General features: G+C 68.3%; 17 protein-coding genes, 1 tRNA gene and 1 pseudogene. 11 read left to right on the plus strand and 8 right to left on the minus strand.

Annotated elements, in window-relative coordinates:
• Nucleotides 1-27: 27 nt before the first annotated feature.
• The 3 genes from RTY46_RS17070 to trxA form a co-directional block, all read right to left on the minus strand.
• A complete protein-coding gene (locus tag RTY46_RS17070) occupies nt 28-1,650 on the minus strand; it encodes a CHASE2 domain-containing protein (RefSeq protein ID WP_312709880.1) in 1,623 nt (540 codons plus the stop codon).
• The gene (locus RTY46_RS17075) at nt 1,647-3,299 is read right to left on the minus strand and encodes a FecR domain-containing protein (RefSeq protein WP_312709882.1); all 1,653 of its coding nucleotides are present in this window, start codon (nt 3,297-3,299) and stop codon (nt 1,647-1,649) included. The genes RTY46_RS17070 and RTY46_RS17075 overlap by 4 nt, the downstream gene beginning before the upstream one ends.
• 150 nt (nt 3,300-3,449) lie before the next feature.
• Nucleotides 3,450-4,307: a thioredoxin gene (gene trxA, locus RTY46_RS17080; protein ID WP_312709884.1), complete on the minus strand. Its 858-nt coding sequence runs from the start codon at nt 4,305-4,307 to the stop codon at nt 3,450-3,452.
• A 143-nt stretch (nt 4,308-4,450) separates the two neighbouring features.
• Here trxA and RTY46_RS17085 point away from each other — a divergent pair, with 143 nt between their 5' ends.
• Complete coding sequence (locus RTY46_RS17085; RefSeq protein WP_312709885.1) at nt 4,451-5,050, plus strand: DUF998 domain-containing protein; 600 nt, start codon at nt 4,451-4,453, stop codon at nt 5,048-5,050.
• Between the two features lie 30 nt (nt 5,051-5,080).
• Here RTY46_RS17085 and RTY46_RS17090 read toward each other — a convergent pair whose 3' ends face one another.
• The gene (locus RTY46_RS17090; RefSeq protein ID WP_312709886.1) at nt 5,081-5,314 is read right to left on the minus strand and encodes a hypothetical protein; all 234 of its coding nucleotides are present in this window, start codon (nt 5,312-5,314) and stop codon (nt 5,081-5,083) included.
• A 341-nt stretch (nt 5,315-5,655) separates the two neighbouring features.
• On the opposite strand from RTY46_RS17090, the gene leuS reads away from it, so the two are divergent.
• The 7 genes from leuS to RTY46_RS17125 all read left to right on the plus strand — a co-directional run bounded on the left by leuS (nt 5,656) and on the right by RTY46_RS17125 (nt 11,841).
• Nucleotides 5,656-8,298, plus strand: a complete 2,643-nt coding sequence (gene leuS, locus RTY46_RS17095) for a leucine--tRNA ligase (protein WP_312709887.1) — start codon at nt 5,656-5,658, stop codon at nt 8,296-8,298.
• A gap of 138 nt (nt 8,299-8,436) precedes the next feature.
• The gene (lptE, locus tag RTY46_RS17100) at nt 8,437-9,018 is read left to right on the plus strand and encodes an LPS assembly lipoprotein LptE (RefSeq protein WP_312709888.1); all 582 of its coding nucleotides are present in this window, start codon (nt 8,437-8,439) and stop codon (nt 9,016-9,018) included.
• 12 nt (nt 9,019-9,030) lie between these two features.
• On the plus strand, nt 9,031-10,068 hold the full coding sequence (gene holA / locus RTY46_RS17105) for a DNA polymerase III subunit delta (protein ID WP_312709889.1): 1,038 nt from the start codon (nt 9,031-9,033) through the stop codon (nt 10,066-10,068).
• Nucleotides 10,069-10,071: 3 nt separating this feature from the next.
• Nucleotides 10,072-10,737, plus strand: coding sequence for a nicotinate-nucleotide adenylyltransferase (nadD, locus tag RTY46_RS17110; RefSeq protein ID WP_312709890.1), 666 nt, complete (start codon nt 10,072-10,074; stop codon nt 10,735-10,737).
• A 58-nt stretch (nt 10,738-10,795) separates the two neighbouring features.
• Nucleotides 10,796-11,206: a ribosome silencing factor gene (rsfS, locus tag RTY46_RS17115; protein ID WP_312709891.1), complete on the plus strand. Its 411-nt coding sequence runs from the start codon at nt 10,796-10,798 to the stop codon at nt 11,204-11,206.
• Nucleotides 11,207-11,271: 65 nt separating this feature from the next.
• Nucleotides 11,272-11,742 (plus strand): 23S rRNA (pseudouridine(1915)-N(3))-methyltransferase RlmH, encoded by a 471-nt coding sequence (gene rlmH, locus RTY46_RS17120; protein WP_197584414.1) that lies wholly within the window; start codon nt 11,272-11,274, stop codon nt 11,740-11,742.
• A 22-nt stretch (nt 11,743-11,764) separates the two neighbouring features.
• A tRNA-Asn gene (locus RTY46_RS17125) sits at nt 11,765-11,841 on the plus strand.
• 157 nt (nt 11,842-11,998) lie between these two features.
• Here RTY46_RS17125 and RTY46_RS17130 read toward each other — a convergent pair.
• The 4 genes and pseudogenes from RTY46_RS17130 to RTY46_RS17145 all read right to left on the minus strand — a co-directional run bounded on the left by RTY46_RS17130 (nt 11,999) and on the right by RTY46_RS17145 (nt 18,162).
• A pseudogene (locus RTY46_RS17130) lies at nt 11,999-13,420 on the minus strand (basic amino acid/polyamine antiporter).
• Nucleotides 13,421-13,529: 109 nt separating this feature from the next.
• Entirely contained in the window at nt 13,530-16,352 is a 2,823-nt protein-coding gene (locus tag RTY46_RS17135) for a TonB-dependent receptor (protein WP_312709892.1), read from the minus strand.
• 230 nt (nt 16,353-16,582) lie between these two features.
• On the minus strand, nt 16,583-17,242 hold the full coding sequence (locus RTY46_RS17140; protein WP_312709893.1) for a TonB family protein: 660 nt from the start codon (nt 17,240-17,242) through the stop codon (nt 16,583-16,585).
• Between the two features lie 176 nt (nt 17,243-17,418).
• Nucleotides 17,419-18,162: an SIMPL domain-containing protein gene (locus RTY46_RS17145; RefSeq protein ID WP_312709894.1), complete on the minus strand. Its 744-nt coding sequence runs from the start codon at nt 18,160-18,162 to the stop codon at nt 17,419-17,421.
• 130 nt (nt 18,163-18,292) lie between these two features.
• Between RTY46_RS17145 and RTY46_RS17150 the strand changes: the two genes are divergently transcribed.
• The 3 genes from RTY46_RS17150 to RTY46_RS17160 are packed head-to-tail and all read left to right on the plus strand — an operon-like array spanning nt 18,293 to nt 24,278.
• Nucleotides 18,293-18,901 (plus strand): Maf family nucleotide pyrophosphatase, encoded by a 609-nt coding sequence (locus RTY46_RS17150; protein WP_312709895.1) that lies wholly within the window; start codon nt 18,293-18,295, stop codon nt 18,899-18,901.
• Nucleotides 18,894-20,381, plus strand: a complete 1,488-nt coding sequence (rng, locus tag RTY46_RS17155; RefSeq protein ID WP_312709896.1) for a ribonuclease G — start codon at nt 18,894-18,896, stop codon at nt 20,379-20,381. The genes RTY46_RS17150 and rng overlap by 8 nt, the downstream gene beginning before the upstream one ends.
• 30 nt (nt 20,382-20,411) lie before the next feature.
• Nucleotides 20,412-24,278 carry a YhdP family protein gene (locus tag RTY46_RS17160; RefSeq protein WP_312709897.1) on the plus strand — a complete coding sequence of 1,289 codons (3,867 nt, stop codon included), beginning with the start codon at nt 20,412-20,414 and terminating at the stop codon, nt 24,276-24,278.
• Nucleotides 24,279-24,317: the final 39 nt, after the last annotated feature.

Genomic DNA, 24,317 nt, shown 5'->3' on the forward strand with positions numbered 1-24,317 from the left:
CTCTACGGGCGTCGGACGGGATCAGGGTTACGCGCCGTCCATGGCGTAGCCGTCGCGACCGTTCGCCTTGGCACGGTACAGCGCGGCATCGGCGCCTTCCACGAAGTGGTGCGGCTGCATCTGGCTGTCGGGTACGTGCGTGTACACGCCGATGGTGAGCGTGATACGGCTGTCGTCTCCGGCCGCAGGGGCGGGCAGGGAGCGCACGTCGGCAATCAGGTCTTCGATCACCTGCCGCGCACCGCTGGCCGGCGTGTCCGGCAGCACCATCGCGAACTCGTCGCCGCCATAACGTGCGGCAATGTCACGTGGGCGTCGTGCGTGTGCGGCAATGAGCGCGGCGACGTCACGCAGCACGCGGTCGCCCAGCTGATGGCCATGGCGGTCGTTGTGGCGCTTGAAATGGTCCACGTCGATCAGCACCAGGCTCAGCGGTTTGCCGTTGCGCCGCGCGGCGTCGCATTCCTGCTGGAGCGACTGTTCGAAGCGCAGGCGGTTGCCGAGTCCGGTCAATGCATCGCGGTTGGCCTGGCGATGCCAGGCGGAAATACGCCAGACCGCCCACACCAGCAACACCATCGCGATGCCGAAGGTGGCCGCAGCCGGTGCCCACCACAGGCTGGCCGTGCGCAGCAGCAGCCAACTCATGGCCAGGCCCAATGGCAGCGAGCACAGCGCGGCCAGCCACGGCAGGCGCAGGCCCAGCAGCAGCACGCACAACGCGGCCAGAAGGCCGGCCAGCAGTGCCTGCGCTACTGGCGGAACCACCTGGATCTGTTTTCCCTGCAGCAGCATCGAGGCGATGCTGGCCTGGTACTCGCTGCCGCTCATCCAGTATTCGCGGGTGGTGGGGGTCAACAGCCGCGGGGCGATGCCGCTGGCGGTCATGCCCACCACGATGCGGCGGTCGCGCAGCAGGGCGGCATCCACCTGGCCGTCCAGCACATCGGCATAGGACACCTGTGGCAACCGTTCCGGCGGACCGGCGTAGCGCACCCGCACGTAGTCATCGCGTCGCCACTGGTAGGGCGTTTCCAGCGCCGGATCCGGGTCGGGCAGCCCGCGCGCGGCCTGTACCGGCAGATCGGCCAGGGCCAGCCCCAGTGCCGGCCAGTGCGGCTGGCCGATGCCCGCATGCAGGTACACGCCGCGGGCCACGCCGTCGCCATCCACTTCCACATCGCTGTGGCCCAGCGCCGCGGCGCTGTCGGCAATGAGCGGAATGGGCAGCAGTTCTTCAGCCATGCGGTCACCGGCGGCCGGCGCCGCAAGCACCGGCAACACGACGCGGCCGTTGCGGCGGATGGCCGCGGCCAACTCGGCATCCTGGCGGCTGTCGCGCCGGTCGGGCTCGGTCAGGATCAGGTCCAGCGCCACGCGCTCGGCACCGGCATCGGTCAAGCGGTCCAACAGCCGCGCATGCACCGAACGCGGCCACGGCCACTGGCCGATGCGCGCCAGGCTGTCTTCGTCGATGGCCACCACCAGCACGCTGGGGTCGGGCCGGTAGGTCCAGTCGCCGACCATGAGGTCATAGGCCGCTTCATCCTGACGCCACAGCCACTGCCCGTGACTGACGACCGCGGTGGCCACGAAGGCCAACACGGCCAGCATCACCCGCCGCGACCAGGGCAGCGGCGAGCGCCTCACAGCAGCAGCCAGAGCAGGGCGGCGCTGCCGCCGGCGCCGTAGCACAGCCGGCACGGCAGGCTGACCTGCTGGGCGGGCGAGAACGGGCCGGCGTGGCCGTCGTCATCGATGTACTGCACGCGCACATGCAGGGTGCCGTGCCAAGGGCGCTTGAAACTCACCTGGGGCTGCTCGACGGTCTGGTCCAGCCATGGTGCCTCGAACGTCCCGTTGCGGGAAACCTGCACGCGGTAACTCTGGCCTTCGCTGCCGGGCTGCCAGCGCAGGGTCAGCTCGCCGCCGGCAGCTTCCGGCGGCTGCAGGGCCGGGTCCACGGGCAGGTCGGTCAGCTGCAGAGGCAACGCGTTGCCGTAAGGGCCTTGCCGGCCCTGTCCGTCGCGGGACGCCACGCGCCAGAAATACGGGCCCGGCGGCAATGGCTGGCGCAGGCGCAGATCGGTGCCGGTGGTGGTCTGCTCCTGCAAGGGGGACAGGAACTGCGCATCGCTGGCAATCTGCAGCACGCTGGCCTGCGCGCCGGGGGCGCGGCTCCAGCGGAAGCGGGGGCGGTCGGTGTTGATCGTCTGGCCGTGCAGCGGCGCGACCGTCAGCGGCGGTGGCGGCTGGTCGTCCAGACGGAAATCGAGGCTGGCGTCGAGGCCTTCCACGCCCTGCGCATCCACCGCGCGCAGCAGCAGACGGTGTTCGCCGGGGGGAAGGGCGGCGATCGTCAGCCGGGTATCGGCCGTGGTCGTTGCGAACAGCAGGATCTCCGCTGTGGCCGCCTGCACCACCTCGACCCGGTAGTGATCGGCACCGGCCACCGCCTGCCAGTGCAGCTGCAGGGGCAGGCCGGGGCGCTGCAACGTGTCCGGCGCCAATGCGGGCGGCGGCAGCAGGGCCGACGCGGCCGCCGGCGCCGCATCGGCCCGGGCCGCGACACTGGCCTGGCCCGGGTGCACCAGCTGCTGGCCCTGGCGGTTGCCGACCTGGACCTTGCCCTGCAGCACTTCGGTGGCGGCCGGGTGGCCGTCTTCGCCTGCGCTTACCCGGAATACGGTGCCGCGCACGCTGCTGGTCGCGGTGGGGGCATCGATGATGTAGCGCGACGCCGGACCGCGCGCCGGGGTGACGCGATTGCTGGCGCGGCCCTGCTGCAGGCGCATGCGGGTATCGACCATGCCGGTGTGGCCGTAACGGCTGAGCTGGTCCAGGCGCAGGCGCGAGTGCTCGCGCAGCTGCAGGCGCGAGGCGTCGGCAAACTCCAGGGTCAGGCTGGCATCGGCGCCGGTCTGCACGACATCACCGATATGCAGGTGCTCGCCGGCCTGAAGCACCCGGGTGGCTGCGCCGCTGCCCGCGCTCAACTGCACCGGGCCGCGCACGGCCAGCACACGTGCCGGCGCCGGTTCCACCCGCAGCCAGCCGATCGGGAAGCGCAGCGATTGCCCCGGGGGCAGCCGGTAGGGGTTGTCGATGCGGTTGTGTTGCTGCAATTGCTGCCAGGGTACGCCGGGCTTCAGATACAGGCCGCCCAGATCCCACAGGGTGTCGCCCGGGCGCACCCGGTAGGTCCAGTCCTGCGCGGCTGCAGTGACCGGCAGCAGGCTGGCGGCGGCAAGCAGCGCGGCGAACACGCGCACAACAACAGACGAGATCCCAACGGTCACGGCATGCAGTCCCGGCAATGCGGGGGCCAGCGTGCAGACCCCATGGCCCTGACCTATTCCCCCCGGAATGGATACCGGCTGCTCAAAAATGCGGCCGGCATCACATTATTGCCCGGTGTGTCCCGGGAATCCTGAACGAAAACAGCGCGATCAGAACAGCAGCGAGGCCATCTTGCGGCGATAACGGCCCACCAGATCTTCATCGGCGATGACATTGAAGGCATCGATCAGCGTGCGGCGCGGCAGGTTGTCGTCATAGCTGCGGTCGATGCGCAGCATTTCCAGGAACTGTTCCAGCGCGGCTTCGTCGTGGCCGCCCAGCAGCAGCTGCACGCCGCGCAGGTGGCGCGCCTGCAGGTCCTTGCCGTTGGCGGCAATGCGCGCGTCCAGTGCATCGGCGGCCGGTGCGTCTTTCAGCGCCGTGGCAAAGGCCAGCCGGGCGCGGCCACGCACGGCGCGGTCATCGGTGGCCAGGTTGGCCGGCAGGGCATCGATCAGCTTGCCTGCTTCGTCCACCCCGCCGATCTGCAGCAGGGCCAACGCCAGGTCCAGCTTCAACTCGTCCTTGTCCGGTTCAGCGGCGATCTGTGCGCGCAGCACGTCCACCTGGCCCTGCGGGTCCAGCGGCGCCTCTTCTTCGCTGCCGGCATCGCCAACGTCGGCCGGCACGATGCCGTGCTGGGCCAGGAATTCGCGCAGCTGCCCTTCGGGAATGGCGCCGGGGAAGCCGTCCACCAGCTGCCCGCCCTTGACCAGGAACACGGTGGGCACCGACCGGATCTGGAAGGCGGCCGCGATCTGCTGTTCGGCATCCACGTCGACCTTGGCCAGTTCGAAGGCGCCGTTGTACTCGGCGGCCAGCTTTTCCAGCATCGGCCCCAGGGTCTTGCACGGGCCGCACCAGGTGGCCCAGAAATCGACCAGCACCGGCGTCTGCAGCGACTTCTGCAGGACTTCGGCCTCGAAGGTCGCGGTCGTGGCGTCGAATACGTAGGTCGTCTCGGTCATGGGGGCACATCGTTTCGGCAACAGGAGACCGATTCTATGGTGTCGATTGCTGTCGGTCTCAACCCTGCCGTCACGCCTTGGCTTGGCGCACTGCGCGCAGGTCGCGACAATGTTCGGATTCTTCTGCCGTGTGGGTGTGCACCATGTCGTGGGTCCGGATCGATCGTTGGCTGGGGCTGTGCGCCGCCGTGCTGTTCATGACCGCGGTGGTCGGCTTCGGCGCCAGCCTGGGCGGTTACGCGCAGGGCGTGCACCCGGTGGCCCTGCTCGGCGCGCAGGGGGTGCCACATGCACTGACGTTCAACCTGCTGGGCTTCGTGCTGCCGGGCATGCTGGCGATGGTGGTGGCCGAGCGCCTGCGCCGGCGGCTGCCGGCCACCGAAGGCTGGGCGGGTCGCGTGGGCAGCCAGATGCTGCTGCTGGCCGGCCTGGCCTTCGCGGCCATGGGCGTGCTGCCGCTGGACCTGGACGATCTGCATGGCGGCGCCAGCCAGTTGCACGCCAGCGCCTGGATGGTCTGGGTGCTGGGTTTCGTGGCCGGCACGCTGATGCTGGGGGCCAGCCAGATGCGCGGCGCCGGTGCCCGCGCGCCGGGCCTGTTCGCGCTGGCCGCTGGCCTGGCCGCTGCGCTGGCCGCTTTCGGCCTGCAGGGCCTGCTGCCGGCACCGCTGGCGCAGCGCCTGGCGTTCGCCTGCTGGGCGGTCTGGCTGGCGGCGGCGCTGCCGCTGTTGCGGCACCGCTGAGGGCGCGGCGATGGCCGCGCCCGGTCCGGGTCAGGGCTGCGGGTAGCACTTCACCTGGAACCCGACGGGGCCGAAGGTGTCATGGAGCCAGGCGATGGTCTGGTTGATCGCGTCCTGCTGGGTGTCAGCTTCCACACCGTAGAAGCCGGAGCCGCCAGGTTCGCTGGTGATGATGTAGGCGCAGTTGAACGTGGCGGCCTGGGCGGTGGCGGCGCTGCCCAGCACCAGTGCAGCGGCCAAGGCTGCCTGTTGCAGCAGTTTCATGGTGGATCTCCTGTACCGGGCCCCAGGGAGCGGCCAGCGGCCGGCTGGACAGGGAGCCGGCCGGCCCGCAAGTGCAGATTCGGTCGGGGCCGGCGGCGCCGGCAGCGGGGAATGCCGGAACGGCGGTAGGCAAATGCCGGGTCAGCAGCGTTCCGTGACCGGCGTCGCCCCTGCCCGCAAACCCAATCACGGCAACGCCCGCGCCCTGTCGTGACCGGCGCAGTCGGCGGTGCCGCGGCCGGGACGGCAGCGACAGCTGACTGCACTTCCCGGGGCAGGATTGGAGACGTTTGCCGCACTGCGGTACGCTGTACCGCTTTGCCGCCGCATCCGCGTGTTCCATGACCAGCGCTGAACCCATCGCCTACGACCCGCAGCAGGTTGAATCCGCCGCCCAGCAGTACTGGGACGCCACCCGTGCCTTCGAGGTCAGCGAGACCTCGGACAAGCCGAAGTACTACTGCCTGTCGATGCTTCCGTACCCGTCCGGTGCGCTGCACATGGGCCACGTGCGCAACTACACCATTGGCGACGTCATCAGCCGCTACAAGCGCATGACCGGCCACAACGTGCTGCAGCCCATGGGATGGGACGCATTCGGCCTGCCGGCGGAAAACGCGGCCATCAAGAACAGGACCGCGCCGGCGGCGTGGACCTACAAGAACATCGACCACATGCGCAGCCAGCTGAAATCGCTGGGCTATGCCATCGACTGGTCGCGCGAATTCGCCACCTGCCGCCCGGACTACTACGTCCACGAGCAGCGCATGTTCACCCGCCTGATGCGCAAGGGCCTGGCCTACCGCCGCAACTCGGTGGTGAACTGGGACCCGGTGGACCAGACCGTGCTGGCCAACGAGCAGGTGATCGACGGCCGCGGCTGGCGTTCCGGCGCGCTGGTGGAAAAGCGCGAGATCCCGCAGTGGTTCCTGCGCATCACCGATTACGCCCAGGAACTGCTGGACGGCCTGGATGAGCTGGACGGCTGGCCGGAATCGGTCAAGACCATGCAGCGCAACTGGATCGGCCGTTCCGAAGGCCTGGAAATCCAGTTCGACGTGCGTGATGCCGATGGCAGCGCGCTGGACCCGCTGCGCGTGTTCACCACCCGTCCGGACACGGTGATGGGCGTAACGTTCGTGTCCATTGCCGCCGAACACCCGCTGGCCCTGCATGCGGCCAAGAGCAACCCGGCACTGGCCGCGCTGCTGGCCGAGCTGAAGCAGGGGGGGGTGACCGAAGCCGAGCTGGAAACCCAGGAAAAGCGCGGCATGGATACCGGCCTGCGCGCGATCCATCCGGTCACCGGCGAACAGGTGCCGGTGTGGGTGGCCAATTTCGTACTGATGGGCTACGGCACCGGCGCGGTGATGGCCGTTCCCGGTCACGACCAGCGCGACAACGAGGTGGCCAACAAGTACGGCCTGCCGATCGTGCAGGTCATCGCGCTGAAGGATGCGCGCAACGACGACGAGCGCACCTGGGATGCCACCCGCTGGCAGGACTGGTACAGCGACAAGAGCCGGCAGACCGAACTGGTCAACTCGGCCGAATTCGACGGCCTGGACTTCCAGGGCGCCTTCGAAGCCCTGGCCGAACGCTTCGAGCGCAAGGCCCAGGGCCAGCGCCGCGTCAACTACCGCCTGCGCGATTGGGGCGTCAGCCGCCAGCGTTACTGGGGCTGCCCGATTCCGGTGATCTACTGCGACAAGTGTGGCGCGGTGCCGGTGCCGGAGGAGCAGCTGCCGGTGGTGCTGCCCGAAGACGTGGCGTTCTCGGGCACCGGTTCGCCGATCAAGACCGACCCGGAATGGCGCAAGACCACCTGCCCGGACTGCGGCGGCGCGGCCGAGCGCGAAACCGATACCTTCGATACCTTCATGGAATCGAGCTGGTACTACGCCCGCTACACCTCGCCGGGTGCGCGTGACGCGGTGGACAAGCGCGGCAACTACTGGCTGCCGGTGGACCAGTACATCGGTGGCATCGAGCACGCGATCCTGCACCTGATGTATTTCCGCTTCTACCACAAGCTGCTGCGCGACGCGCGCATGGTCGACAGCAACGAGCCGGCACGCAATCTGCTGTGCCAGGGCATGGTGATTGCCGAAACCTACTACCGCCCGAATCCGGACGGTTCGAAGGACTGGATCAACCCGGCCGACGTGGACGTGCAGCGCGACGAGCGCGGCCGCATCACCGGCGCCACTCTGGTGGCCGACGGCCAGCCGGTGGTGGTGGGCGGTACCGAGAAGATGTCCAAGTCGAAGAACAACGGCGTGGACCCACAGGCCATGGTCGGCAAGTACGGCGCCGACACCGTGCGCCTGTTCTCGATGTTCGCCGCACCGCCGGAACAGTCGCTGGAGTGGAACGAGGCCGGCGTGGACGGCATGGCCCGCTTCCTGCGCCGGCTGTGGACCCAGGTGCACAAGCACGCTGAAGAAGGCGTTGCGCCGGCACTGGACGTGGCCGCCCTGGATGCCAACCAGAAGGCGCTGCGCCGCAAGACCCACGAAACCATCGGCAAGGTGGGCGACGACTACGGTCGCCGCCACAGCTTCAACACCGCCATCGCGGCGGTGATGGAGCTGATGAACGCGCTGGCCAAGTTCGACGATGCCAGTGCGCAGGGCCGTGCAGTGCGCCAGGAAGCCCTGCAGGCCGTGGTGCTGCTGCTGAACCCGATTACCCCGCATGCCAGCCACGCCCTGTGGCAGGTACTGGGCCATGGCGAAACCCTGCTGGAAGACCAGGTCTTCCCGCAGGCTGACAGCAGCGCGCTGGTGCGCGATGCGGTCACCCTGGCCGTACAGGTGAACGGCAAGCTGCGCGGCACCATCGAGGTGGCTGCCGATGCTGCGCGCGACCATATCGAAGCGCTGGCGCAGGCCGAACCCAATGCGGCCAAGTTCATGGAAGGCCTGACGGTGCGCAAGATCATCATCGTGCCGGGCAAGATCGTGAACATCGTCGCTGCCTGATGTCCCCGGCACCGGCCGCCCATGTGGCGGCCGGTGCGTGTTCCCCACGCCGGCGTCAGCGGCCGATGGCCCTGCGTTCACGCGTGATCGGGCACGCTGTCTGTTGCCGTGATCGCCCGGCTCCGCCAGACTGTTCCCATGACCCGAATCCTGCTTGCCCTCGTCCTTGCCCTCGGCCTTGCCGGCTGCGGTTTCCACCTGCGCAACAAGCTGATGCTGCCGACCGATACGGCGCCAGTGAGGGTGGTGTCCACCGCGCCTTACAGCGAACTGGTCAAGCTGCTCAACCGCAGCCTGCTGGCGTCCGGCGCAAGGCTGGCCGATGACGAGAGCACCGGGCCGAGCACCCAGCTGCAGGTACTGTCCGAGCGCTGGGGCGATCTGCCCATCGCCATCGATGCGCAGGGCCGCGCCCAGGAATACAGCCTGCGCTACGCGGTCATCTTCATCTTCCGCCGCGAAGACGGCAGCGAGCTGGTGCCGCAGCAGGTGATCGAGCTGTCGCGCGATTACGTGTCGCCGCCGACCGACGCCACCGGTACCACCACCGAACGCGAGATCCTGGCCGATGAACTGCGCCGGGAAATGTCGGCGTCCATCATCCGCCGCATCGACAGCGTGGTCCGCGCCGAACTGGAGCGGGGCGGCAGCCTGGCGGCGCCGAAGCCGGCTGCGGTTGACGACGCACAGCCCACACCGGCACCGCCGGTCGAGCGCTGAGCCGGCACAGCGATGGAACTGCGTCCGGAGCAGCTTGCCAGCCAGGGCGGTGACGCCGCGCTGGCGCCGGTCTATCTGATCGCCGGGCCGGAAACCCTGCGTGTGCTGGAAGCGGCCGATGCCGTGCGCGCACGCGCGCGCGCTGCCGGCATCGGCGAACGAGAGGTGTTCGATGCCGACGGTCGTGATTTCGACTGGAACCAGCTGGACGCCAGTTTCAACGCGCCCAGCCTGTTCAGCGCCCGTCGCCTGGTGGAAGTGCGCCTGCCCAGTGGCAAGCCGGGCAAGGACGGTGCCGAGGTCATCAGCCAGTTCTGCGCCAACCCGGCCCCGGACGTGGTGCTGCTGATCACCGCCAACGAATGGAGCAAGGCCCACCAGGGCAAGTGGGCCGAAGCGGTGAACCGCGTCGGTGTGCTGTCGGTGGCCTGGGCGATCAAGCCCCACGAACTGCCCGACTGGATCGAGCGCCGGCTGCGCGGCAAGGGCCTGCGCGCCGACCCGGCTGCCGTGCAGCGGCTGGCCGAGCGCGTGGAAGGCAACCTGCTGGCTGCCGCGCAGGAAATCGACAAGCTGGCCTTGCTGGCCGACGGCCAGCCCCTGGACGTGGAACGCATGGAATCGTTGGTGGCCGATGCCGCCCGCTACGATGTCTTCCGTCTGCTGGAAGCCACCTTCTCCGGGCAGCCGCAGGCGGTACTGCGCATGCTGGCCGGGCTGCGCGGCGAGGGCGAGGCGGTGGCCGCGCTGATGCCGATGGTCATCCGTGAACTGCTGGCCGGTGCCGGTCTGGCACGGGTGCAGGCCCGCGGCGGCAACCTGGCGGCGGAAATGAAATCCCGTGGTATCTGGGAATCGCGCCAGGCGCCCTACAAGCGCGCGCTGCAGCGCCACCCGGAAGGCAAGCGCTGGGAGCGCTTCGTGGCCGAGGCCGGTCTGGTCGACCGCATCGCCAAGGGGCGCGCAGACGGCGATGCCTGGCTGGCGCTGGAGCGCCTGCTGGTGGCGGTGGCCGAGGCCCGTGCCGTGCGCCTGCTGGCCCGTGCCTGAGCCATGAGCCTGCGGATCTACTACGGGGGCACCTTCGATCCGGTGCACCTGGGGCATCTGGCGATCGCGCGCGCTGCGCGTGATGAGCTGCAGGTGGCGGTGCGGCTGCTGCCGGCCGCCGATCCGCCGCACCGCGCGCCGCCCGGGGCCACTGCCGAACAGCGCTGCCGCATGCTGTCCCTGGCGATTGGCGATGAGCCGGGCCTGCTGTTGGATCGGCGTGAGCTGGAACGGGCCAAGCGCTTCCCGGGGCGCCCGTCGTACACCGTCGACACCCTGCGCGAACTGCGCGCCGAGCTGGGGCCGAGCCGCCCGCTGGCCTGGCTGGTGGGTGCCGACAGCCTGCTGGCTCTGCCGGCCTGGCATGAATGGCAGCGTCTGTTCGACCTGGCTCATTTCATCGTGGCCGAACGCCCGGGCAGCCCCCTGCAGGATTCGGTGGATGGCGACCTGGGGCAGCTGCTGGATGGGCGCTGGGCCGACAACGAGCAGGCGCTGTTCGCCAGCCCGGCCGGTCGCGTGCTGCGCCTGCACCACCCGCTGCGCTCGGAATCGGCCAGCGCGGTGCGCGCGCAGATTGCCGCCACCGGCCCGTGGCGGGCCCTGCTGCCGCCAGCGGTGGCCGATTACGTGGTGGACCACGGTCTGTACCGCCCGGCCACCCCGTGAATGCCGCGGGCGCGCCTTGCCCGTATAATCGCCCCCACGTTTATCGAGTCGATCCGCTTTGAGCAACCAGACCCAGCCCCAGACCATCAAGGTCGAACTGCCCAGCCCGCCGCCTTCGGTGCCGGAACTGCTGGCCAGCGTCCGTCAAGCCACCGAAGACCTGAAGGCCAAGGACCCGGTCGAGATCGATGTGCGCGGCAAGTCCAGCGTCGCCGACTACCTGGTCATCGTGTCGGGTACGTCCACCCGCCATGTGAAGTCGATTGCCGATGAAGTCGTGCGCTTCGCCAAGAAGATCGACGTGATGCCGCTGGGCGTGGAAGGCGAGCGCGAAGCCGAATGGGTGCTGGTGGACCTGGGTGATGTGATCGTGCATGTGATGCTGCCGCGCGTGCGCGAGTTCTACGCGCTGGAGCGCCTGTGGACCGTCGGCGACCAGCCGCCATCCAGCGACGACGAAGTGGCCTGAGCCATCCGTAGCTGCATCCCCTCGACGGCGCCGGTGGCGCCGTCGACGTTTCTGGAGGACTGTTGATGAAAGCCCGTCTGATTGCGACCGGTGAGCGCGCCCCGAGCTGGGTGGCACAGGGGTTTGCCGAATACCAGAAGCGGCTCTCGCACTGGTTGCCGTTCGAACTGGTGGAGATCGAGCCCGGCCTGCGTGGCAAGGGCCGCGATGCACGGCGTGCCACTGAGGACGAAGGCAAGCGGGTGATCGCGGCATTGCCGAAGAACGCCTACGTGGTGGCGCTGGATGTTCCCGGCCGCCAGCTCAGTTCCGAACAGTTGGCACAGCGCCTGGAGCACTGGCGCGGGCAGGGCAGGGATCTGGCATTCCTGATCGGGGGCCCGGAAGGGCATTCGGCGGAAGTATCGGCACTGGCCGACGAGAAGTGGTCGATCGGCCCGCTGACCCTGCCGCACATGCTGGTGCGGCTGGTGGTGGCTGAGCAGCTGTATCGGGCGGCCGCAATGATTGCCAATCACCCCTACCATCGCGCGTGAAGAGTGGTTATACTAGTCGTCTGCCCGAATAGCTCAGCCGGTTAGAGCACTTGACTGTTAATCAGGGGGTCGTTGGTTCGAGTCCAACTTCGGGCGCCACCTTTGAAAACCTGCATCGCGAGATGCAGGTTTTTTTTTGTGCGTGTGCATCTGCTTGGTAGCGTCGAGCTTGCTCGACTGCTGTGTGCTCGATGCAAGCGCCAGTCGAGCAAGCTCGACTCTACAAAGGCGGCGGCGCAGTCGAGCTAGCTTGACGTTACAACGCCAACGCGCCGCGCCAGAACGCGACCAACGTGGCGATCGCCACCAGCACGATCGCGCCGAACAGCACCCACTCCCAACGGGTGAACACCGCCTGCCCCTGCTGGCGCCGGGTCAATGCGAACAGCACCACGCCGGGCACGTACAGCAGCACCGACAACAGCAGGTTGTCCAGACCGCCGGCATACACCAGCCACAGCGCGTAGAGGCTGGCCAGCACGGCTACGCCGAAGTCGCGCCAGCGCACGCCCTTTTCGCCTGCATAGGCCTGGCCCCGCCAGGCCAGCTGCACTGCGAAGGCAGCCGACAGGAAGTAGGGCACCAGGCTCATCGAAGCGGCCAGCAGCACCAGGCTGGTGTAGCTGCCCGAATTGAACAGCACCAGCAGCAGGAACACCTGGATCAGACCATTGCTCATCCACAGTGCGTTGGCCGGTACGCCACGCGCATTTTCCCGGCCCAGGAAGGCAGGCATGGTGCCGTCGCCAGCGGCGGCGTACAGCACTTCTCCGCACAGCAGCACTCAGGCCAGCAGTGCGCCCACGACCGAAATGATCGAGCCGATGATGATCAGCGTGGCGCCCCATTCGCCCACAATGGCGCGCAGCACGTAAGCCATCGAGGGGTTGGGCAGGCCGGCCAGCTCGGCCTGTGACAACACGCCCATCGACAGCAGGCTGACCAGTACCAGCAGCATCCATACGCCAACGAAGCCGATCACGGTGGCGCGGCCAACATCAGTACGGCGGGCCGCACGACGCGAATAGATGCTGGCCCCTTCGATGCCGATGAATACCCAGACCGTCACCAGCATCATGCCGCGCAGCTGCGTGCCCAGATCGCCCAGCGCCGGCGTACCGAAGAAGTCGGCGCTGAACACGTCCATGCGGAACGCCGCCGCGGCCAGCACCAGGAACAGTGCGATCGGGACCAGCTTGGCCACGGTGACCAGGCCGTTGACGATTGCTGCGGTACGCAGGCCACGCAGGACAAGCAGGTGCACTGTCCACAGCAGCACTGACGAGGCCGCGAACGCGACCGGCGTGTTGCCTTCGCCGAACACCGGCAGGAAGTGACCCAGGCCGCTGAAGATCAGCACGAAGAAACTGGTATTGCCCAGTACCGAGGCCACCCAGTAGCCCCATGCGGCGGAGAAGCCGATGTAGTTGCCGAAACCCTCGCGGGCATAGGCGTAGATGCCGGTGTCCAGGTCGGGGCGGCGGTTGGCCAGCGCCTGGAACACGAAGGCCAGCATCAGCATGCCGGCGCCGCTCAGGGCCCAGCCGATCAGCGCTGCCGCCGGCCCGGCACTGCGGGCCACGTTCTGCGGCAGCGAAAAGATACCGGCGCCGACCATCGAGCCCACCACCAGAGCGGTCAATGCGGCCAGACCCAGGCGTTGGGTGGAAGAGGGCATGCGATCGTGCCTCGCGCGGGAGGCCTTCATCATGGCCCATCGGGCCGTGGTGAAAAAGAAAAGGCCCGGGACGTGCCCGGGCCTTTGCAGTGCGGTTCGCCTTCCTGGATCAGTTGAAGGTGTACTTGGCGCCGACGGTGAAGTAACGGCCGATCGCACCGCTGAAGTGCAGCGGGTTGTAGTTCACGCCGCCGTAGGTGGTCGGGTCGAGCGGCGCGATGCGGTCGAACACGTTCTGCACCGAGGCATTCAGTTCAAACGCCTCGGTGATGTTCCAGCGACCGGACAGGTCGAAGGTGGTGAACGAGGAGATCTTGGTGACGTCGGTGCCGTCGGCATAAGCGAACTGATACGAGCCGTCCGGACCACGGAAGTCCTTGTTATCCATCTTCGAGATGTAGTTGGCGACGCCGCTTACGCTCCAGGGGCCCTGGCGCCAGGTGGTGCCGAAGTTGATGCGGTCCTTCGGCGTACCGATGCAGTTGGTCACATCGCAGTTGCCGTGGGTGCCTGCGTAGTCGAAGGTTTCATCAGCGTCGGTGCGCTCGTACTTCAGCACGTGGCTCCACTGCAGGTCCATTTCCAGCTGGCCCGGGCCGATATCGAAGGTCTGGCGGATATCGGTGTCGATGCCGCGGACACGCGTGGAGGCCGCATTGATGTAGGCGGTGTTGACTGCCAGGATGCTGCCCGTGCCCGCGATGCCGTTGATCAGGTCGATGTCGCGCAGCACGTTGCCGGCGGCGATGGCATCGGCCGTGGAGCCCTGCGCGATTTCATTGGTGCGCTTGATCTGCCACGCGTCGACGGTCAGCGACGTGCTGGACGTCGGCTGCAGGACAATACCCACCGAGTAGCTCTTGGACTCTTCGGGCTTCAGGTCCTTGTTGGGGCGGGTGATGATCGCAACCGGCCGCGAGCTGCAGTTGGTGCCGACGTCGGCAGCCGGGCTGGCGGCGCAGCGGACCGGGTCACGGGCGTTGGAGAATGCAGCCAGGCCACCGTCACCGTTCTCGGCCGGGTTCGGCGCGCGGAAGCCTTCGGCGTAGCTGGCGCGCAGGGCGATCCAGTCGGCCGGGGTGAACTTCACGCCCAGCTTCGGGGTCGCCTTGCCTTCACCGCTTTCGTACTTGTCGTAACGCACGGCGGCCGACAGTTCCAGCGATTCCAGCACCGGCGCGGACAGTTCGACATAGCCGGCGTACACGTTCTGGGTACCGTCATAGGCCGAATAGCCCAGGCCGATGATGTCACCCTGGTCGGTGTAGGTCTGCGGCGTCAGGCTGTTGCTGGTCTTGCGCCATTCGGTACCCATGGCCAGGCCGAGCGGGCCGCCCTTCAGATCCATCAGGCTGCGCGAGATGGTGAAGTCGAACATGTCCAGGCTGGACTTGGCGCGGGCACTGATGGTGGGCGAGATGTAGTCGTACAGCGCCTGCGAATTGAGGCCGGCGTTATCGCCGATGCGCCACACGCCGCCGGCGCAGGTCGGGTTGCCCAGTGCGCATTGCACGGCGCTGTAGCGCAGGAAGCCGGTACGCTTGTTGACCAGGTCGGTGCCCGAATGCAGGTAGGCGGTGTCATAGCTCCACTCGCCCCAGTTGCCCTTCACGCCCACCAGGAAGCGGTTGAACTCATTGGTGTTGTTGGTCACGCGAGGACCGACATCCCAGGCGGAGTAACGCAGGCGCGAGGCCTGGCCGGGAATCGGGTTGTCCGGATGGGTGGGCGAGAGCACCACGGCGCCTGCGCCGCTGCTGGCATTGCGCGGACCTTCCGGGTAACCCCAGCTGCCGGATACGCCGGACGGCGTGTTGCTGAAGATTGTTTCTTTCTTCGAATAGCCGATCTCGGTGTACACCTCGCCGCCTTCACCGAAGGCGAAGCTGGCGCGGCCGAACACGTTGACGTACTTCTCCTCGGGGGTGAGGTCGCGGTACAGCTGGTTCGGATCCCACAGACAGCCCTGCGCCGCCACCGAAGCATCGGTCTGCCCGGGAATGGTGGTCAGGCCCTGGCAGCCGGGCAGCGGAACCAGCTGCGCGGAGGTGCCCGCCGGGACGCGATCATCGAAGACCGAGCCGTTGGGGCCGACGCCGCCCGCGGTACGGCCGTTGAGGTAGGCGCCGCCCAGGAACTGGGCATTGTTGCCATAGCCCCACTGACGGATGTCACCGGTGCCGATCCACTTGCGGTTCTTGCGGTCGCTGATCTTGATCGCGTCGGTCTTGCCGACGTCCAGGCTGAAGAACGCATTCCAGCCATCGGTGGACAGGTCGCCGGTACCGGCCGTCAGCGTGGCCTTCTTGGCATCGCCATCGCCATCGCCGGATACGCCGTAGGAACCGCGCAGGATCCCACCCTGGAAGTCGCTGCGCAGGATGATGTTGACCACGCCGGCGATCGCATCGGAGCCGTAGATGGCCGAGGCGCCGTCCTTCAGCACTTCCACGCGCTCGACAGCGTCAAGCGGAATGGTGCTGAGATCGGTGAACACCTTCTGGCCATCATCGGCCAGACCATAGGTGGCCATGCGGCGGCCGTTCAACAGCACCAGCGTGGAGCCGGCGCCCAGGCCGCGCAGCGAAATACCTGCGCCACCACCGGCGAAGCCGTTGCCGAAGGTCTTGGGGATCGAGCCGGAACCGTCGGCGGTCAACGTCTGCAGGTATTCGGCCACCGTGGTCTTGCCGGTGCGATCGATTTCCTGGCGGGTCACCACCTGCACCGGCGACGGTGTTTCGGTGTTGGTGCGCGGGATGTTCGAACCGGTCACGGTGATCCGGTCAAGGTTGGTGGCCTGGTCCTGTGCGAAGGCAGGGGAGACCACGGCGCCGGCCAGCAGCACTACGCCGCCGGTAAGGATGTGGGTGATGGACGTTGCCAGGTGGTTATGGCGGCGGCTGGCGGGCCGTTGGATCGGGTGTTTCACAGCTTCTCTCCTGACTGGAAAAACTCGAGCATCGAGGGCGTCACCGGTGTGCCCCGGTGACGCGCCAATCTAGGTTTCCCGCAGGTGACGACGTCGTGAAGTTTTACTGAATTCGTAACGGAATTGTGATCGCCACTGAAGAACCGGAGTGCATTGGCCGGGTTGCGGTGCAGCTCGCGTTCGACGATCCCGGCCCGGCCGTACGCCGGGCCGGTTCATCGGCACTGCCGTCAGTCGGGCAGGCTGAACTGCACCGGCACCATGCCGATGGCAGCCACTGCCTGTCCATCACGTTCGGCCGGGACGAAACGCCAATGGCGCAGCACCTGCTGGCGGGCGGCCTGGTCCAGGCTGCGCGAGCCGCTGCTGCGTTCGATGCTGACGTTGACCGGTTGCCCGCTCCGATCCACCTCAACCCGCAGCAGCACGGTGCCCTGTTCGTGGTTGCGCAGGGCCGCCACCGGGTAGCTCGGCGGTGGGGCGGTGCGGTACTGCAGCTGTGCGCCGGTGACCGGTGCGCCCGGGTCCAGCGCAGGCGGAGCTTCGACCGCTGTCTGCGCGGCCGCAGGCAGAATGATGCCCTGGGCTTCTTCCAGCGTGGCAGTGGGCGCGGGCAGCGGCGGGGTGACCGTCGGCACCGGTTGCGATTCCGGTACCCGCTTCACCACCTCCGGCTTCGGCGGCAGCGGCGTGGGTTCCAGCGGCTTGGGGTCTTCCTTGGGGATGAAGCGCACGATGGTGTTGTCACGCGGCAGTGCGCTGATGGCCTGGTAGGTCGCTGGGATCAGCAGCAACAGCAGGGCGAGCAGGTGCAGGGCAATGGCCGCGCTCCAGGCGGCAATGCGGGCGGGGTCGAAGTGCTGGGATGCTACGGGATAGGTACGAACCATGGTCCACCTCCATGCCAGTGTCGAAGTCCTTGACGCACCAGGGCCGCCATCGGGGTTGCCGCACGCGGCTGGCAGTCCATCATTAGCGCCAGCCGAGGGCGACTGCCTAGAGTCAGGTGCGACCCCGTTGGGCTGGGCTTCATGAAGCGGTAGCGCCGGGCCATGCCCGGCGGCGGTTACCGGCCCAGTTCGAACACCACGTCCAGGTTCACCGACACGGTCGATTCACCCGGCGCCACCGGGGTGGCCTTGTCCATGGCCGCGCCGGCCATGGCCGAGCGGGCGACCATCATCGGCATCGGGCGGAAGCCGCCATTGCTGTTCTCGGAAATGCTGACGATGCGACGGACCTGCAGGCCCAGCGACTTCGCATAGGTCTGGGCACGGGCCTGGGCCTTCTTCAGCGCGGCCAGGCGGGCTTCGTCGTAGACCGGCTCGGGCTGGTCGATCTCGAACTGCGGGCCGTTGATCTGGTTGGCGCCCTGCGCGGCCAATGCGTCCAGTACCTTGCCCAGCCTGGCGATGTCACGCACCTTCACGCTGACCGTGTTGCTGGCCTGGTAGCCGGTGATCTTCGGTGCTTCGTTGTCGGTGTAGCGGTACTGCGGGTTGAGGCTGACGCCGCTGGTCTGCACGTCGCGCTCGGCAATGCCGGCGGCCTTGATCGCGGCCAGTACCTTGTCCATCTGCTGGGCGTTCTGGCGCATGGCGCTGTTGCCGTCGGCCGCCTGGGTGACCACGCCGGCCGACAGGGTGGCCACGTCCGGCACGCGGGTGGCTTCAGCATTGGCCGAGATGTTCAGCAGGGTGCCTTCGGCGGCAGCGACGGCGGGCGGCGGCGGCGGGGCAGCATGGGCGGTCATCGAAGCTCCAAGAGCGAGGGACAGGGCAAGCAGCAGCGGGGTGGCGGTGCGGCGCATGGGATCTCCTTGTTGTGCCGGTGAGGGTGGTGTCGTAGCGATGAACGCGCTGTGAGTCCGTTCGGGGTTGAACGCATCGAAGGCCGGGTTGCCGACGATTCAGGCGGCGGCCTCAGGTTATGCTGTGCCGATGCTCTATCTCGCTTCCCGATCGCCCCGACGCAACCAGCTGCTGGCCCGACTCGAACGCCCCTTCCAAGCCCTGGACCTGGAGGTGCCCGAGCAGCGTGCGCCGCAGGAAAGTGCCGAACAGTATGTATGCCGGGTGGCCGCCGACAAGGCGCGCGCCGGGCTGGCCCGGGTGCTGGCCAGCGACCCGCAGGCGCGGGTGCTGGGCTCGGATACCGAGGTGGTGCTGGACGGCCAGGTGTTCGGCAAGCCGGCCGATGCGGCCCAGGCCTGCGCCATGCTGGCGCGCCTGGCCGGGCGCACCCACCAGGTAATGACCGCGGTGGTGGTCGTGCATGCGCAGGGCCTGGAGACCGAGCTGGTGATCTCCGAGGTGACCTTCGCGCCGATCGCCGCCGCTGACATCGCCGCCTACGTGGCCACCGGGGAACCTCTGGACAAGGCAGGGGCCTACGCCATCCAGGGCGGTGCCGAGCGCTGGATCGAACACCTGTCAGGCAGCTACTCCGGCGTGATGGGGCTGCCTTTGCTGCACACTGATCGCCTGCTGGCCCGCTGCGGCGTGCTGGCCCCCACTGCCCATGCCGCCAGGGAGGCTGCCGATGTCTGAGGAAATCCTGGTCAATGTGACCCCGCGCGAAACCCGGGTCGCGGTGATCGAAAACGGCATGCTGCAGGAACTGCACATCGAGCGCGGCTGGCGCCGGGGCGTGGTCGGCAACATCTACAAGGGCAAGGTGCAGCGGGTCATGCCCGGCATGCAGGCCGCGTTCGTGGAAGTGGGGCTGGAGCGCGCCGCGTTCCTGCACGCCAACGACGTGGTGCGGCCGGCCCCGGTGGCCAGCGCCGATACCGAGAACACCACCCTGCCGCCGCCCTCCAGCGTGCCCATCGTGGAACTGCTGCGTGACGGCCAGGACATCGTGGTGCAGGTGGTGAAGGACCCGATCGGCACCAAGGGCGCCCGCCTGACCACCCAGATCAGCATTCCCTCGCGTTACATGGTGCTGCTGCCGCAGTCGAAAGTGGTGGGCGTTTCGGCGCGCATCGAGGACGAAGGCGAGCGCGCACGCCTGAAAGCGCTGGTGACCGAACTGTCGGCCCAGCACGGCGGCTACGGCTACATCGTGCGCACCAATGCCGAGGGCCAGCCGGCCGAAGCCATTGCCGAGGACATCGCGTACCTGTCGCGGGTCTGGAACGTGGTCGAGCGCCGCGGCCGCGAAGCGGCCTCGTGCAGCAACATCTATGAAGACCTGAGCCTGCCGCTGCGTTCGGTGCGTGACCTGATCCGCAAGGACGTGGACAAGGTGAAGGTCGATTCCAAGGAAACCTTCGCCCAGCTGCAGGCGTTCGTGGCCAAGTACATGCCGGTGCTGGCCGAGAAGATCGAGCTGTACAGTGGCGACCGCCCGATCTTCGACATGTTCGGCGTGGAAGACGAGATCGGCCGCGCGCTGGACAAGCAGGTGCCGCTCAAGTCCGGTGGCTACCTGGTGATCGACCAGACCGAGGCGATGACCACCATCGATGTGAACACCGGTTCGTTCCTGGGCCAGCGCAACCTGGAAGAAACCGTGTTCCGCACCAACCTGGAGGCCGCGCAGGCGGTGGCCAGGCAGCTGCGCCTGCGCAACCTGGGCGGCATCATCATCATCGATTTCATCGACATGGACGACGCCGAGCACCGCCGCCAGGTGCTGCGCACGCTGGAAAAGGCGCTGGCCCGCGACCATGCCAAGACCACGGTGTACGACTTCTCGCCGCTGGGCCTGGTGGAAATGACCCGCAAGCGCACCGTGGAAAGCCTGGAGCGCCAGCTGTCGGAAACCTGCCCGCAATGCAGTGGCCGTGGCAGCATCAAGACCACCGAGACGGTGACCTACGAGATCTTCCGGGAGATCACCCGCGCGGTGCGCCAGTTCGATGCCGCGCGCCTGCTGGTGATCGCCTCGACCAAGGTGGTAGCACGCATCACCGAAGAGGAATCGGCCGCCGTGGCCGAGCTGGAGGAATTCCTCGGCAAGAGCATCCGCTTCCAGGCGGACGAGCAGTACCTGCAGGAGCAGTTCGATGTGGTTCTGCTCTGATCCACGCCGGCGGCTGTCCGGCGCCGGCCGATGAGCGCGCCGCCGCGCCTGCGACTGCGAAGGATCCGCCGTCATCTCATTGCCGCCTGCGCGGTAGGACTGGTCCTGCTGGCGCTGCTGGTGGGCACCCTCAGCCAGCTGCTGCCGCTGGCCGAGCGCCACCCGCAGCAGATTGCCGCGTGGCTGAGCGCGCGCGCCGGCCAGCCGGTGCGTTTCGATCGCCTGCAGACGGCCTGGACCCGACGTGGTCCGTTGCTGCAGTTGAAGGGGCTGCATATCGGCGCCGGACAGGGCCTGGCCATCGGTGAAGCCGAGGTGCTGGTGTCGCTGTACAGCGGGCTGTTGCCCGGGCGGTCGCTGACCGAACTGCGCCTGCGCGGGCTGTCGCTGGACCTGCAGCAGGCGGCAGATGGTCGCTGGAGCGTGCGTGGCCTGCCGCAGTCGACCAGCGGCGGCGACCCGCTGGATGCGCTGCGTCGGCTGGGCGAGCTGCAGGTGATTGGCGGGCGTCTGGCCGTGCATGCGCCCGCACTGGGCATCGAGGCCACTCTGCCGCGCATCGATCTGCGCCTGCGCGTGCAGGGCGATCGCCTGCAGGCGGGGGTACGCGCGTGGGCGCAGCCCGAGGCGCTGCCGCTGACGGCGGTGCTGGAACTGGACCGGCGCAAGGGCAATGGCCAGGCGTGGCTGGGGGCCGACCCGGTGGATTTCCATGCGTGGGCCCCCCTGCTGGCGGGCGCCGGAATGCGCCTGCGCGAGGGTAAGGGCGAGTTGAACCTGTGGCTGACGCTGCGTGATTTCGCCCCGGTGGCGGTTTCCACCGACTCGGACCTGCGCGACCTGCGCATGGAAGGCGCGCCCATGCCTGGCGTGGAGCAACCGCAGTTGCAGCTGCAGCGGCTGCAGGCACGGCTGCGTTGGCAGCGGCAGGCCGATGGCTGGGTGCTGCAGGTGCCGAAGCTGCGCCTGCAGGGCGAAGACGGTGCCCAACAACTCGATGGCCTGCAGGTGCGGATGGGCCGGCAGCTGCAGATCAGCAGTGGCGCCGTGCAGGCCGGTACGGCCGTGCGCGCGCTGGCGTTGAGCGACCGCATGGACCCGGGCCTGCGCCGTTGGCTGTACCTGGCCCGGCCACAGCTGGATCTGGCAGCCCTTCAGCTGCGTGGCCAGCGCGACGGTCCATTGTGGGCGCAGGGCGAGCTGCAGTCGCTGGGCTTTGCCAGCGTGGCCGGCGCGCCGGGCCTGCGCGGACTGGGCGGACGCTTTGAAGGCGATGCCGAGGGCTTCAGCCTGCAGCTGCAGCCGCAACGGCAGTTGCAGTTCGATTGGCCCAGCGGCTTTGGCGTGCGCCACGACCTGCACCTGGCCGGACAGGTGGTGGGCTGGCGCGATGAGGCGGGTGGTTGGCGCATCGGCACCCCGGCCATGCGCGTGCAGGGCACCGACTACGCTGCCGATGTGCGCGGCGGTGTCTGGTTCCAGGGCGATGGCACGCGGCCGTGGCTGCAGCTGGCGGCCAAGCTGGACGACGTGCCGATGACTGCGGCCAAGCGCTTCTGGATCCATTCCAAGATGAGCAAGGGCGCCACCGACTGGCTGGACATGGCCTTGGCCGGTGGTCAGGTGCGGGACGGTATTGGTCTGGTCAGCGGTGACCTGGATGACTGGCCGTTCGACAACAATGATGGCCGCTTCGAGGCCACCGGGCATATCAGCAACGGCCAGATCCGCTTCCAGCACGACTGGCCGCTGATGGGGCAGGTGGACGCCGATGTCGCCTTCATCGGCCCGGGCTTTGAAATCCAGGGCCGCGGCGATCTGGCCGGGGTGGCGGTGCAGCATTTCGAAGCCGGCATTCCCGATTTCGGCCAGCAACCGCTGTACGTGCGCGCCGACAGCCGCAGCGAGGCCGGGGCGCTGCTGGCCATGCTGCGGCAGAGCGGGCTGCACAAGGAATACGGCGACACACTGGACAACCTGAGCGCCAGTGGCCCGGCCAACGTGCACTTCGACCTGCTGCAGCCGCTGCACCATGACCAGGGCGGCGGCCATCTGCAGGGCACGGTGGACCTGGCCGGCGTGAAGCTGGCCGACAAGCGCTTCGATGTGGCCTTCGATGGCATGCACGGCCAGGCCCGCTACAGCAACGCCGGGTTCGCGGCCGAGTCGCTGTCGGTGCGCCACCTGGGCCAGGACGGCACGCTGAGCCTGCGCGCGGGCGGCTTCGTGCGCGATGCGCGGCTGGCGTTCGAATCGGAATTGTCGGCAAGCCTGGAGGCCGGTGTGCTGCTTGATCGCGCGCCGGAAATGGCGTGGCTGAAGCCCTACATCAATGGCACCTCGCCATGGACGATCGCGGTGAATCTGCCGAAGGTGTCACCCGGCAGCGCCGCGCCGCCCAGCGAACTGCGCCTGCGTTCTGACCTTGTCGGCACCCGTCTGGACCTGCCAGCGCCGCTGGACAAGCCGGCCGCCGAGCCGCTGCCCACCACCGTAGCCGCACAGCTGCCGATGGGGGCGGGTCGCATCGACGTCGCGTTCGGCAACCGCCTGGCGTTGGCTGCGCGCAGCCACAACAACCAGACCGGCGTGCAGGTCACCCTGGGCAGCAGCCAGGTGGACCGCGAGCCGCCGCCCAGCGGGCTGACCATCAACGGCCGCAGCCCCACCCTGGACGCGCTGGAATGGATCGGCCTGGCCCGCGGCGCCGGTGGCGATGGCGACCGCATGCCGTTGCGCACGGTGGATGTGCAGGTGGGCCAGCTGATGCTGATCGGCGGCGTGTTCGCGCAGACCCGGTTGCAGCTGCACCCCGGCCCGCAGGCACTGGATGTGCGCATGGATGGGCCGTCGCTGGCCGGTCGCCTGAGCGTGCCCAATGCCGACGGCGGCACCATCAGCGGCACGCTGGACCGTGTGTACTGGCAATCGCCACCTGCCGCAGCCGGCGCGGCAACCCCGCCTGCCGCGAAAGTGCAGGCCGGTGCCGACGACATGGACCCGGCCAAGCTGCCGCCGTTCGCCCTGGATATCGCCGACCTGAAATTCGGCAAGGTGGTGCTGGGCCAGGCGGTGCTGCGTACCCGGCCGTTGGCGCAGGGCCTGAGCGTGGACGAGCTGCGCTTCCGCGCGCCGGACCAGGAAATCGACATCACCGGCCGCTGGCTGGGCAGAAGCGCCGGTGCCCGTACCGAACTGAACGCCCAGGTGCGCAGCGAAGACCTGGGCGGCCTGATGCACAACTTCGACTACGGCGGCCAGTTGCGCGGGGGCTCCGGACAGGCGCAGCTGCAGGCCTCGTGGGCCGGTGGCCCGTCGGACTTCCAGCTGGGCAACCTGCAGGGGCAGCTGGACATCCATGCCCGCAATGGCCAGTTGCTGGAGCTGGAGCCGGGCGCTGGGCGCGTGCTGGGCCTGCTGAGCGTGGCCCAGCTGCCGCGCCGCCTGATGTTCGACTTCCGTGATTTCTTCTCCAAGGGCTTTGCCTTCAACCAGATCGAGGGCGGCATGCAGTTCGCCAACGGCATGGCGCGCACCGACAAGGTGCTGATCGAAGGTCCGGCGGCGAACATCACCATCCGTGGCCAGACCGACCTGCGCCAGCAGCAGTTCGACCAGACCATCGATGTGAACCCGCGTGCCGGCAACCTGCTGACGGTGGTGGGCGCGATGGCCGGTGGCCCGGTGGGCGCGGCGCTGGGCGCGGCCACCAATGCGGTACTGTCCAAGCCGTTGGGTGAGATCGGCGCCCGCACCTATCGGGTGACCGGGCCGTGGAAGGAGCCCAAGGTGGAGGTGATCGAGCGCGGCCGCGACCGCAGCCCGGCACCTGCGCCGGTTCCGGTGCCCGTGCCGGTTCCGCCGCCGACCGTGACCGACCTGCCGCGCCCGCGCTGAGCGCGGCGCCCCCGTTCACCGCGTGGCCTTGCCTGGCCG

This window comes from Stenotrophomonas sp., from assembly GCF_032056425.1.
Classification (GTDB): domain Bacteria; phylum Pseudomonadota; class Gammaproteobacteria; order Xanthomonadales; family Xanthomonadaceae; genus Stenotrophomonas.